The organism is Marisediminitalea alba, from assembly GCF_002993365.1.
Classification (GTDB): Bacteria; Pseudomonadota; Gammaproteobacteria; order Enterobacterales; family Alteromonadaceae; genus Alteromonas; species Alteromonas alba.
Map to the genome: position 1 here is coordinate 77,761 of NZ_PVNP01000203.1, position 12,465 is coordinate 90,225.

The 12,465-nt window shown below is 46.2% G+C and carries 9 protein-coding genes; 3 read left to right on the forward strand and 6 right to left on the reverse strand.

Features of this window, described 5'->3' with window-relative positions; all coding sequences use genetic code 11:
* Positions 1–111: 111 nt before the first annotated feature.
* From C6Y40_RS21150 to C6Y40_RS21165, 4 genes are read right to left on the reverse strand one after another with little or no spacing between them, the layout of a single operon-like run.
* The gene (locus C6Y40_RS21150) at positions 112–1,761 is read right to left on the reverse strand and encodes a hydantoinase B/oxoprolinase family protein (protein WP_105936378.1); all 1,650 of its coding nucleotides are present in this window, start codon (positions 1,759–1,761) and stop codon (positions 112–114) included.
* Entirely contained in the window at positions 1,761–3,830 is a 2,070-nt protein-coding gene (locus tag C6Y40_RS21155; protein ID WP_240622047.1) for a hydantoinase/oxoprolinase family protein, read from the reverse strand. The genes C6Y40_RS21150 and C6Y40_RS21155 overlap by 1 nt, the downstream gene beginning before the upstream one ends.
* A complete protein-coding gene (locus C6Y40_RS21160; RefSeq protein ID WP_105936379.1) occupies positions 3,831–4,313 on the reverse strand; it encodes a GAF domain-containing protein in 483 nt (160 codons plus the stop codon).
* Positions 4,314–4,317: 4 nt separating this feature from the next.
* A complete protein-coding gene (locus tag C6Y40_RS21165; RefSeq protein WP_105936380.1) occupies positions 4,318–6,522 on the reverse strand; it encodes a TonB-dependent receptor in 2,205 nt (734 codons plus the stop codon).
* A gap of 275 nt (positions 6,523–6,797) precedes the next feature.
* Here C6Y40_RS21165 and C6Y40_RS21170 point away from each other — a divergent pair, with 275 nt between their 5' ends.
* The 3 genes from C6Y40_RS21170 to C6Y40_RS21180 all read left to right on the forward strand — a co-directional run bounded on the left by C6Y40_RS21170 (position 6,798) and on the right by C6Y40_RS21180 (position 10,447).
* On the forward strand, positions 6,798–9,401 hold the full coding sequence (locus C6Y40_RS21170; protein ID WP_170308553.1) for a LuxR C-terminal-related transcriptional regulator: 2,604 nt from the start codon (positions 6,798–6,800) through the stop codon (positions 9,399–9,401).
* A gap of 85 nt (positions 9,402–9,486) precedes the next feature.
* Positions 9,487–9,870, forward strand: a complete 384-nt coding sequence (locus tag C6Y40_RS21175) for a MerR family transcriptional regulator (RefSeq protein WP_105936382.1) — start codon at positions 9,487–9,489, stop codon at positions 9,868–9,870.
* A gap of 187 nt (positions 9,871–10,057) precedes the next feature.
* On the forward strand, positions 10,058–10,447 hold the full coding sequence (locus C6Y40_RS21180) for a carboxymuconolactone decarboxylase family protein (protein WP_205664809.1): 390 nt from the start codon (positions 10,058–10,060) through the stop codon (positions 10,445–10,447).
* Between the two features lie 288 nt (positions 10,448–10,735).
* On the opposite strand, the gene C6Y40_RS21185 is transcribed toward C6Y40_RS21180, so the two are convergent.
* The gene (locus C6Y40_RS21185) at positions 10,736–11,653 is read right to left on the reverse strand and encodes an AraC family transcriptional regulator (protein ID WP_105936383.1); all 918 of its coding nucleotides are present in this window, start codon (positions 11,651–11,653) and stop codon (positions 10,736–10,738) included.
* 55 nt (positions 11,654–11,708) lie between these two features.
* Positions 11,709–12,465, reverse strand: a 757-nt coding sequence (gene tnpC / locus C6Y40_RS21190) for an IS66 family transposase (protein ID WP_146129624.1), incomplete at its 5' end; no start/stop codon positions are given.

Genomic DNA, 12,465 nt, shown 5'->3' on the forward strand with positions numbered 1-12,465 from the left:
TTTAATGTCGCTGATGTCCCTGGTGAAGGGCACTAATTCCGGCGATAAACGGGTCTGAGAAAGCCCCCGTTTATCGCTCAAAGTCATTAGAGTGAAGTTTACTTACAGTGGTTACCAGCCGTAAACCTCAATTGCATAGTCCTTTGAAATATAGCCATTTCGAATATCGTCCTGAAGTGTTTTTCGATTGCGTTTTTTCGGATCGCCGTAGCCTGCGCCATTAGCCGTAATCACTCGTACCGTGTCACCAGCCTGCAAACTGAGCTCACTTTCCATGGCATGACGGGTGGGGGCCTGTTGGGGACGCAAAATCTCTATCCGGTTTGTCGTACCATCGAATCCACCGTTGAGACCCCAGGGTGGCACAACAGAGCGGGTATAAGCGCAGGTTAAGAAGCTATCGTTCGATTTAATACGGTAATCCACAACGATGCCTTTGCCACCACGATACTCGCCAGCTCCGCACTCTTCGGGGTTTAGTGCAACCTGATCAACCGCTACGCCATACCGGACTTCGGCAATTTCGGCCGGGCAATTAAAAGTATCACCATGCATGGCCGAGAATACAGCACTAGCGCCGTCGCCCATAGCACTTGCTCCCCATCCCCCCATCTCGGGCTCTACTATCGAATAATGTTGGCCGCTATCAGGGTGTTGCCCTCCTAAAATGGTGGCACATATTGATGCAAAGTTGCCTGCCGGTAACGCGCCTGGAATTTGCTCAGCCAGGCAACGCCATAATACATCGTTAAGACGGATCATAGTTTCAAAATAAATGCCGCAGGCACCGGGTGCCTCAACATCATAAATAGAGCCCGGACGAGTAATTACCTCAAGGTTTCTGAACGAACCTCCGTTAGTTACATCGCGGTCACCCACCAGCGATAATAGCAGCATTCGACAGGCCAACAGGGTACCATCGCGGGACAAATTCAATGGACCGGGCACCTGAGCAGGTGCCTGGGTTAAATCAATGGTCAGGTGCTCGTTATTAACGGAAATAGAAACAGCCAGCTGACTGTTGTCGTCCTGTGGTTCAGTCAGTTGATAGGTACCATCAGGCAGATTACAAACTGCTGTTCTTGCCTTCGCTTCACCGAAGTCCAGATAGTTGTCTAGCGCAGCAAGAAACAGGGCAACACCAAATTTTTTGGACAGCTCTTGCAGACGGCGAGTGCCTAGCCGAAGTGCAGCAATCTGGGCCCATAAGTCACCCTGCAAAAAGTCAGGCATACGTGAATTGTGGGTAATAATATCCAGTACGCTATCAATAGGTTGATCGTCCTGAAATATTTTAATTGCCGGGATACGGATCCCTTCCTGGTATATATCTACGGCATCCGGACTCATTGAACCAGCGGATTTTCCTGATACATCATTCCAGTGCGCAATATTCGCAGTCCATGCAATTAACTGTTGTTCGGCAAAGACAGGTTTAACAAAGATCACATCATTGAGGTGGGTGACGCCACCGAAATAGGGGTCATTCGTCACATAGATATCACCGTCTTTAATGTTTTCAAGGCCGAACTTACCAATGATAACCTGCACCGTTTTATCCAGAGCTCCAACAAATGCAGGGATCCCTGAGCCTGCACTGGCCAGTTCACCTTCAGCGGTGGTTATTGCTGTCGCCATATCCAGCACCTCATAAATAATTGGGCTCATGGCGGTTTTAGCTATCATTAAGAACATTTCTTCACTGGTTGCCCGCAGTGAACTTTGAATAATTTCCTGCGTGATCGCATCAATTTTCATCATTAAACTTCCTCGGGCAAATGAATAATAACATTGCCATATTCATCAAGTTCAGCACATTGCTGGGGGTGAATAACGATTGTTGTGCCAGATTGCTCAATGACAGCGGGGCCGGTCAGTTGCATACCTGGAGCCATTAAATCACCGTCGTAGAGGGGTGTTTTATGGCGGCCGTCATCATCAAAATCGACCCAACGCTCACCTTTAATGGTTTGCGTAATGTCCAGGCCGGTTTTGTTCAACGGCATCATCATAATTTTGCCGACATCGACAGAGGCACAAACATGCAGACCAATTATTTCTATAGGGACGTCCAAACGATAGGAGTATTCCTGTTCATAGGCCTGGTGGAAATTGTTGGCTACCTGTTGTAATTGATCAGACGAAAGAGTTCGCGCCATCTCAACTTCTATGGCGTGTTCCTGGTTTTGATATCGCAGACGCGCATAAACCTTAAACTCAACCTGATCTTCGCGGATATTCTCGGCGTTGAAGGCGTGTAATAATTCACGGCATAGCTGCTCTACCTGTTCAGATATTTGCGGCAGTGTTTGTGCTTGCCAGGGGGTTATGTAAGTTAAATATTTATCGCGGCGTAAATCTGATACCAACATTCCCCATGCCGAGAGCACTGCTGCGTTAGCCGGGATAATAACTTTTTTCATGCCTAATTCTTTCGCTAGCGCCGCTGCATGCATGGCACCGCCCCCACCAAAGGCAACCAACGCAAAATCCCGCGGATCGTGGCCACGGTTTACCGAGACCAGTTTCAACGCATTAACCATATTATTATTGGCAATACGAACGACCCCCCGGGCAAGTTCATCTGCAGATAAGTCAAGCTGTTGCGCGAGTTGGTCAAGGTGCTTATCGACTTGCGACATATCGGCCGTCACACTACCACCGCAGAAAAAGTCCGGGTTAATGCGACCTAAGGCCAGATTAGCGTCTGTAGTGGTTATGCCGGTACCGCCTCGCCCATAAGCAACGGGACCAGGGCTGGCTCCAGCGCTCTGAGGTCCCACATGTAAACGGTTAAATTCATCACACCAGGCGATGGAACCGCCGCCATTACCAATTTCAATCAGGTCAACCACTGGTACCATAATGGGATAGCCTGCGCTTTTATGGTTACGTTCGATGTAGTAATTCGACGTAATGGGCAGGGCACTCTCACTAATTAAGCTGCACTTTGCCGTAGTACCGCCAATATCCAGGGCGATAATATTGGTTTCACCAATCAAACGGCCAATGTATGCAGCTGCTGCTACACCGCTCGCAGGGCCCGACTCAACCATGGTAATAGGCACTTGTTTAGCCGCTGCCAGTGTGTCTACGCCACAGTTCGACTGCATGACGTAAAGCTTGCCGTTAAATCCATCGGCATGCAGGCCATCCTGAAGGTGCTGTAAATATCGCTCGGCAGTGGGTTTAACATAAGCGGCAAGGGCTGTACTACTGGTTCTTTCATACTCTCGCCATTGCCGACATATCTCACTGGACGTAATCACAGACAAGTCCGGTTTGGCCTTTTTTAGTATATCGGCGAGCTGTTGCTCATGCACCGGATTACAATAAGCATTCAGCAAACAAATGGCGACTGATTTCACTTGTTGTTCACTGAGTTGAACGATTAGCGCGTCAAGCTCATACGCTGCTAATGGTGTTTCAATATGGCCGTGATGGTTGATTCGCTCGGTGATTTCAAAGCGCAAACTGCGCGGAATGAAGGGTTCTGGTTTACTGTAGTTAAGATTAAAAAAGTCGGGGCGGTTACCGCGCCCAATCTCTAACACATCCCTAAAACCACGAGTAGTAATTAATGCAGTGGCTTCGCCTTTGCGCTCAGTGAGAGCATTAATGACGACCGTTGTACCATGAGTCATCATAGTGACATCTGATAGTGTTATTCCGGCTTTGTGTATAACATTGAGCACGCCTTGCTCAAAATTTGGCGGTGTTGTGTCTGATTTGGACGTTTTTATTATCTGGTGTCCCTGTTCATCCTGAACAAACTGTACCAAATCTGTAAACGTTCCCCCCACATCGGTGGAGACATAATTTTTCATCATTCAGATACCTTTATCTAACGAATACTGTAACAGGGCTGAAGTAAACCACGGGTAAAATTGTTGCAGGGTATTGATTTGAGCAGGGCCATACTGTCCTTCGGCGGCGAGAATATTCGCTGAACCTATTAGCTGCTTATTGATTATTACCGGCAGATTAATTACCGCACCAAGCCCCAACGCAGCAATGGTTTCGTAATCGAAGAAAACGTCCTTAATCGCCGCCAGTGAATTCGCCACAAAGATTTGTTTGTCTCTGATGACTTTATCAGTCCAGGCGTTTTGCGGATATGACTTGGTACCGGATAGCGGATAAACGATTTCATTGGATGAGTAAACCCGGGTCGCCAATTGCCGCTCATCGTCTACTTCACTGAGGGTAAACAACCCTACTGGGCAGGCCCTTGCGAGGTGTTGATACAACACTTCGCAAGCCTGGGCTAAGGGGCGAGTTTCAAAGGCGCTATTCAAACTGATAGATTGCATCGTGTTACTCAAAATCCCAACGAACTTCAACACCATACGATCGTGGTATGCCAGGTTGAACAAAACCACCTAAAACGTACTCAGCGTTGTATTCTTCATCAAGCAGGTTTTTGGCCCACAGAAAAACACTCCACTTGCCATCGTCACTTAACAACCCAACACGGCTACTGACCAGGTTTAATGCGCTGCGCTGAGTCGTGTTATTGGGTTCCCAGTACTGTGCCCCCCGACGTTCCCAGTCCACTCTGAAAGAGCCGCTCCAACCATCGAAAACAGGCTTTAAATAGCTGACCCCGGTATTAAAGGTGTAGTCGGCTACATAAGGCGCTTTATTACCGATGGCTGCCGGCTCAAGTGAATAGGCCTTGATGTCGCTATCGGTGATTCCGGCATTGACATAAAATGACAACGCATTGGTTATTTGCTGTTTATATTCAATTTCACCACCTGACAATTCAACTTCATCAATATTCGTCAGTACCTGGGCGCCAACATCGCCAACAAACAAGTAATAGTGTTGATTGTCGATGGTATTGTGGAAAACAGAGGCGTTAAACTGGGCGTTTAATGCTGGCAGTTTCCCTTTCAGGCCAATCTCAACGTTTTCAGTTTCTTCGGCTTTGTATAAATCATTGACGCCTACCAGGCCAACACTCTCAGCTGCTTCACCAACGCCACTTTGATTGAAGCCACCACTGCGAAAGCCCTGAGCATAGGAACCATAAAGACTGATATCCTCAATACCTTTATAAACGATTGAAACTTTGGGCTGGAATTTTGAAAACTCAGCCTTGCGTACTTCACCACTGCTAGTATCAAAACTCAGCGGCGCTTTATTGATTTGCTCACGTTCGTCTTTGTCGTACCGGCCGGAGACAGTCACTTCAGTAGTAGAGGTCAGATCATAGTTAATCTGGGCGAATACAGCTTGTGCAGTATTGTCGTTATCATCGGCTAAAAAGCTTGTCAGCGGATTAGATGCTGTGGCCAAGCCGGGATCCCGTTGTATGCGATTGATACCTAATCCCAGATCATAGCCGGTAGACGACGAGATAAATCGATCAGTTTGCAGGTAATACACACCCGCAATCCAGCGTAGCCGACTATCACTATCTGAGGTAAACCTGAGTTCATAGCTATCGGCGTTGGTATCCAGATACTGAGTCTGAGTGCCGTCCAGCACATATTCGCCAAATAGCGAAGTGAGTGAGTTGTAGCGAGAGTAGGGAAGTTGATCGCCGGCAATATATTCTTCGATGGAGTCCTGTGCTGCGGTAAAAGTAGCGGTACCTGTCGCTACCTGCCAGTCAAGCTTTAAGGCAATTGAAGAAATCGTCCTTTCGTTCTGGCCCAGGTTATTCGCCTCGATATCCACAGTAGTATCATTGGCGTCATCTATACCGAACAAGGGCTGATACACATAGTTAAGTGCACCACCATCCGTATCAATATAGTTTAGTCTTAGATCCGCGCTAAAGGTTTCGTTAATCTCCCACACAAAACGCCCTCTGGCACTACTCTCATCCTGAAAATCAACGGGGGTATTAAGATATACGTTGTCGATTAACCCATCGAACGTCTTAACCGCGCCGGAAACACGGTACCTGAAATTCTCGGTTACCGGGCCAGAGATACCAGCCGTTAACATTTGTAGTCCACCGTTACCTAAATCGAGTTCGGCAAAACCGGTTGTAAAGTCATCCGGCATTTTGGTGGTAATATTAATTGCCCCACCGATAGCATTACGGCCATACAAGGCACCTTGTGGACCTTTAAGGACTTCAATCTGGGCAATATCAACCAATTCGGCATTAAACTGATTCGGACTCACCTGTAAAACACCATCAACCGAAATGGCAACAGGCGATTCGCCGTTCCTTACCTGAGAGAGACCCCGAATGGTGATGAAACTACTCCCTGCGTTTTGCGCTTCGGTTAATGTCACATTGGGCGTTAAACCAATAAAGTCCGCCGGCCGCTCGATGCCCATTTCCTGAATTTCCAGCGCACCAAAAGCAGTGATAGCAATCGGCACATTTTGAATGCTTTCTACCCGTTGACGTGAAGTAACTTCAATAACCTCAAGCATTTTTTTATCCTGCGGCGCTTCTTGCGCTGAAGCAATGCCTGAAGCTGCGCTTGCGCCGAATAACGCACTGAGTATCGCGATGCGCAGCTTTGTGGGTTTAGGATGGGGCGATGTGTGCATTGGTCTATCCTCAAATATTATTTTTCGCAGGCTGGGGCGATCATTTAGGCCACAACCGGTTGAAAACAAGCGTATGAAAATAAGAGGTTGATGACTACAAGCCGAAGGGGTAGGATAAAAACATCACTACCCGTTTGGGTAGTTATATAAAATGGGCTGAACCCAGCCGTCATACAGGTAGATAAGCTCCCATCGCTATGCAGGACTCGTCACTGATTCAGCAAAAATTCACACCTCCCATACAGCACTTAAAGGTATGTCAGCGTAGTGATCTAATGGCTAAAATTGATACCGCCGGACCGCTGTTGCTAACCCAGGTAGTAAGTCCCGCAGGGTATGGTAAGACAACATTTTTATCGCAATATGCGGCACATGTAGCAGCGCAGGACAGTAATGTTACGGTAGCCTGGTTTTCTTTGGAAAGCTCAGATAACGAGGAAAATCAGTTTTTCCGATTGATCAGTGCTGCAATGGCCCATCTGAATATTGTTAGCTGGACATCACTTCAATCGAGCAACAATGCAAACAGTCAGATGCTCGATAACTTTAGTCAGGATATTCTGGATGCCCTGATCAAGTATTCCAGGCCTGTGGTCTTTATTTTTGATGACTTTCATCATATTCGTTCGCGGCGGATACTTCAGTTTGTCGAGGAATTACTGAGCATCAAGGCAACCGGTCTCCACTTACTACTGGGCTCAAGAGTCACCCCGAACATGAATATCGGCCATTTAATAGTGTCAGGAACGGCCTTGCAGCTTGAAACCAGTGACTTACGTTTCTCCCGGACCCAGGTACAGGAATTACTGGGTGAAATTATGAATGAAGAGGATCTGAATGCCTTTTATGAGCGTTCGGAAGGATGGCCTGTTGCAGCCCAGCTTGCCAGCATATGGTATCGTCAGCGCCCGCAAAGCAATTACCGTGATATCGTTGCTGGCAGTAGTGAAATGCTCAATCGCTATTTAGAAGAACAAGTGTTTAGCTCACTTGCTGATGAAACGCAGGAGATCATTCTGGGGATTTGCTTTCTGGAAAGATTTAGTGCACAGCAGGTAGATTACATGCTGCAACGTGACAACAGCCTGGAAATTCTGCAACCACTGTTTACGGATTACGCTCTGTTATTGCCGATCAACGAAGCCCAGTTTTCTTTTCGTTTTCACCACTTATTTGCGTCATTTTTACAAAAAAAGGCACTGCAGACATACGGCAGTCACTTTATCAGGGACATGCGCTTAAGAGCATCCTCCTGGTATGTGATACAAGATGAAGTATTAGAGGCCGTTAACCAGGCTATTAAAGCGGATAGACCCGAGCATGCCATAGAATTGATAAAGCAAGGGGGAGGGTGGCAAATTGTTATGACAAAAGGAATTGGGATTGCAGAGTCTCTGGTCAATCAATTTTCTACCGATATTATTTCGTCTTCGGTGACTTTAAGTTTATTAAAAAGCTACCTGGCCATTAAATTTGGTCAGTTGTATGCCTCACTGGAGTATTTTGAACTCGCCAGGCAATTGGTCGAAGGCATTGAACCCGGCAATGATTTGCATAAAGATGTCCATACTATTGATGTGTTGCTATCGACTTACCGTAGTGAAGAAATGTCATTGGCAAGGATCAAAGAGTGTCAGGCGCTGATCGGTACTCTGCAAGAGGACGACTACGTCAGGCATGCAACTCTCCTGGCGTTTGTAGTGATTAGTTTCAACCATATTGGTGAGTTTAAAAAAGCCGAACACTACGCTCGCCAGGCCATTACGCAGATGCAACTCGGGCAGTGTCAGGTGGGGGTGAACTATCTGTTAATTCATTGTGGTCTGAGTCTGTTATACCGCGGTTTTTTAGACGAAGCGAAAGATATTTTTACACGTTCAGAAGACATGTCTAAACAGCTGTTTGGACTTGATACCGGACTTAAATATATGTCGCAGGCTGGTATGGCGTTGGTTTTTTACCAGCAAAACCAGCAGGAGGAGGCGAGCAGGGCGCTTGGCTCATGCTTGCCAGTACTGGAATCAATGGATTGTTGGGTGGAGTTATATATTGTTTGTTATCAGGCTGCGATAGATATTGCTCTGTTGAATAATAACGTCACACAGGCCCGCGAGCATATTGAAAGAGGGTTGATTGTTGCGCGTAAAAGACGGTTTACCGTATTGCGTCAATACCTCAATATATCAGCATTAAAAGTGGCGGTGTTAACCAATGAACTGCCAGATTCAGTGTTGCCCTGGGAAGGATTGTTAAAGCAGGAAGATGCCATTGTACATTGGTCAATCAGACTCACATTGGCTAATGCACTGTGTTTGTATTTCTATAAAAAGCATTTTTTAAGCAAAGCCTGCGAATACGCAGAATACAGCTGTCAGGAGTCACACAACATTCATGCGCCATTTGAGTTTGCTTATTCGCAAGGGCTGAAATGTGTTTGCTTACACGGCCAAGGTCATTCTGAACAAGCTTGTAGCACAGCAATTACTCTGCTCGAACAGGTGCATACACATAATCTGGTGCAAGTGTTAATGTTATTACCCGACGCATTTGAAGGGATTATCGGACAGATACGCAATCATTACTGGCACGAGTGCAGCCCAATGGTTCGTCAGTTAATTGAAATTTACAGAGCTCAAAAATCTGAACGAAGCGCTGTTCGACATCAAAACGCATTAGTGTTATCACATCGAGAATTTCAGCTTGCAGAATTGTTATGTGAGGGGCTTTCAAATAAGGCAATTGCCAATCAGCTTGGTATTTCAGAAAACACAGTGAAATTTCATCTCAAGAAACTCTTTAAGAAACTCTGTGTGAATAAACGAGCGCAGGCAATAACGCTTCTGCTTAATACCGGGCTCGTCACACAACGTTTACAATAACTATCCCATCGGCAATACCACGGGCTGTATGCACTCAGGGCCTGATTAACGTAATAATATAACTAGCCGTTAAAGAGAGAGCATTATGAATGTAGCGGAATTTTCTAAGCGACTGAATATTAGTCCTCATACCATTCGCTATTATGACAAGGTGGGGTTATTGGATGATATTCACCGATTATCGAGTGGACACCGGTATTTCCAGGAAAAAGATATAGTTTGGTTTGAATTTATCCAACGCCTGAAAGACACAGGGATGCCGATTAAACAAATACGCGAATATGCGGAGTTGCGCAAACAGGGGAAAGCCACACTAGCTTCACGACATGCCATGCTTAAGGCCCATTCATCAAAGCTCAGTGAGCAGATTCAAACACAGCAACTACATCTCGAAAAACTTAAAGATAAGATTAATTTTTATCAATCCGAGCTGGAGAAAAAAGAATGCTTGACTGAGAGTAAACTCTAAGCTGTAGCCTAAGAGTCACGGTAGAGCAATGAATGGTGTTACGGTGCTGACAAACAAAGAAATGCCAAACAAATCAAGGCGTAGTTTTCTAAAAACGTCGACAATCCTAATTGCTGTTTGTTATGGCCATCTCGCTTTAGGTGGCTGCTCAATCCTGCCAAAACCAACTTTTAGGGAGAACCAGGAAATGAATAACGATGTGAATGACCGATATGCTCGAGGCTGGCAAAAACTTAAAGAAATAGATGGGGAGGCTGGCGAGAACGTTATTGACGCTTTGAGGGATATTGCGCCAGATTTAGGACGTTACATAATAGAGTTCCCTTTTGGGGATGTTTATAGCCGGGATGGCTTAGACTTAAAATCACGCGAAATCGCCACCGTCGCAGCACTCTCTGCGATGGGTAATGCAGCTCCTCAGCTAAAAGTACATATAAATGCAGCACTTAATGTCGGGTGCCTGCCGCATGAAATTGTTGAGGTGATCATACAAATATCCGTATATGCAGGGTTTCCAGCCGCATTGAACGCCGCTTCAGTAGCTAAATCTGTGTTTGCAGAACGAGGCGTTATCTAGCACAAAAAACAGGTAAATAAATTGGAGCCTCTCTTACTGGTGATTACGAAAGAAATTCGAACCACCAGTAAGAACTCTTTTCAAACGCTGCAACTGAGTAAAGCAATGCTGACGGTATAAATACCAAGGGATTTTCACCTAATCACACTATGTTGTTACTCTCCGCCATGCTTTGCCAGGTACACAGTGGAATAATGTACCCAAACAACGTTTTAGATCGCGTACTGCACTCTCTGAATAGTCATACTACATGTTTTCACTCTGAAAGGAGCAGGGATGTTTGCTGAGTTAACTGGATACCGTTGCCAATGACTGATTCTGTTTAACCCGGTTGATGTCGGTAATGGGGGGCGCACCAAACAACCGGCTGTATTCACGACTAAATTGTGAAGGGCTTTCATAGCCCACCTGATAGCCTGCTGCAGAAGCTTCAATGCCTTCATACAGCATAATGCGACGTGCTTCATTCAGGCGTATATGTTTTTGATACTGAAGCGGGGACATTGCAGTAATCGATTTAAAGCCGCTGTATAACGCTGACTCACTCATATGCACTACATCAGCAAGATCTTTCACTTTTAGCGGTGAATTAAAATTCTTACGAATAATTTCAATGACTTTACTAATTCGGTTAGCGTTGGAGTCATATAACAAAAACTGTCGAAGTTGATTACCGGCAGGGCCTTTAAGCATACGGTACATCAGTTCCCGTTTTAACATTGGCAGCATAATCGGAATATCCTGCGGTGAATCATGTAACGCGAGCAAGCGTGCAAAGGTTGACATGGATTCAACATCGGCATCGACCATCTTAATACAGCTTTTTTGACAGGGTTCAGATTTGTGTTCGGCCATGTCAATCAACAGTTCAGACAATTCTCGCAAATCCAGTGAGACACTAATTCCGATATAGGGGCTGGTTTCACAAGCTTGCACAATTTCACCAGTGACCGGCATCATAATCGGGATAATGAGATAGCTTAACTCGTTGTAGTGAATTTTCTGATCACCCACGTACAAATTTTTGCTGCCTTGTAAAAGCAGACACACCATAGGCTCATAAATAGTCGGACTATTGCAGGTTTTAGACGAACTGCGTAACGTTCTGACACCTGGTACATTGGTGTCGTTGAAGCCTTCTTCAGTGCTAACTCGCTCCGTCAGCGCGATTAACGACTTTTGATATTGTTTGAGTTGCTGATCCATAAATCCCCCGAATTATCGGGTGTAGTATAACGTAAGCGATCAATATAGACCCGGATCACCCCATTTTATCTAAATCGCTCGTCAATTTTTTGTCCGCGAATTTCTCTTTCCAGACTCTTGGCGTCAGGTCGAGTACATCTTTGGCCGGGTGCAGTGCTACACGCTGCAATACATCCACCAGATAATGGTAGGGATTGACGCCTTGCAGGCGGCAAGTCACCATCAGGCTTTGTAATATGCCCAGTTGTTCAGCCCCGAGTTCGGACCAACAGAACAAATAGTTTTTTCTGCCCATGGGGATTACCCGCAGTGCCCGCTCAAGATGATTGGTGTCCATGGGTAACGCGGGGTTACTCAGGAACACCTTGAGTTGGCTCTCTCGCTCAGCGGTGTAATGAAGCGCCTTGGCGAAGGGGGATTTGGGTAGTAAATCAGTGCGCTGTCGTTGTTGGTAGACCCACCGGAAGAAGTCAGTCACGAGTGGTTCGCTGTGTTGTTGGCGGTAGGTATGGATATCGGCCAGGTCTGATTGCTTATCCCGGATGTGTTTTTCATGCCGGTAGAGTGTGGCGATAATATCCAATGCCTGTTGTGCGGTGTGAGGCTCACTGTCGAGGGCTTTTTCAAAGCCTCTGCGCATGTGTACCCAACAGGCAGCGTGCACAATCTGCCGTTCGTGTTGATTTAATTGTTCAACCGTTTTGGTGTAAGCGGCATAGCCATCTGTGAGCAAGGTACCGGTAAAGTCCTGTAACTGTGCTTTGGCGTGCAACATGCCCCGGCTGTGACTCCAGGTAAACGCCACCTCATCA

Excerpts from the sequence above, each read along its gene's own strand:
- C6Y40_RS21150 (WP_105936378.1), bottom strand. The coding sequence starts at position 1,761 with ATGATGAAAATTGATGCGATCACGCAGGAAATTATTCAAAGTTCACTG.
- C6Y40_RS21155 (WP_240622047.1), bottom strand. The coding sequence starts at position 3,830 with ATGATGAAAAATTATGTCTCCACCGATGTGGGGGGAACGTTTACAGAT.
- C6Y40_RS21160 (WP_105936379.1), bottom strand. The coding sequence starts at position 4,313 with ATGCAATCTATCAGTTTGAATAGCGCCTTTGAAACTCGCCCCTTAGCC.
- C6Y40_RS21165 (WP_105936380.1), bottom strand. The coding sequence starts at position 6,522 with ATGCACACATCGCCCCATCCTAAACCCACAAAGCTGCGCATCGCGATA.
- C6Y40_RS21170 (WP_170308553.1), top strand. The coding sequence starts at position 6,798 with ATGGCTAAAATTGATACCGCCGGACCGCTGTTGCTAACCCAGGTAGTA.
- C6Y40_RS21175 (WP_105936382.1), top strand. The coding sequence starts at position 9,487 with ATGAATGTAGCGGAATTTTCTAAGCGACTGAATATTAGTCCTCATACC.
- C6Y40_RS21180 (WP_205664809.1), top strand. The coding sequence starts at position 10,058 with ATGAATAACGATGTGAATGACCGATATGCTCGAGGCTGGCAAAAACTT.
- C6Y40_RS21185 (WP_105936383.1), bottom strand. The coding sequence starts at position 11,653 with ATGGATCAGCAACTCAAACAATATCAAAAGTCGTTAATCGCGCTGACG.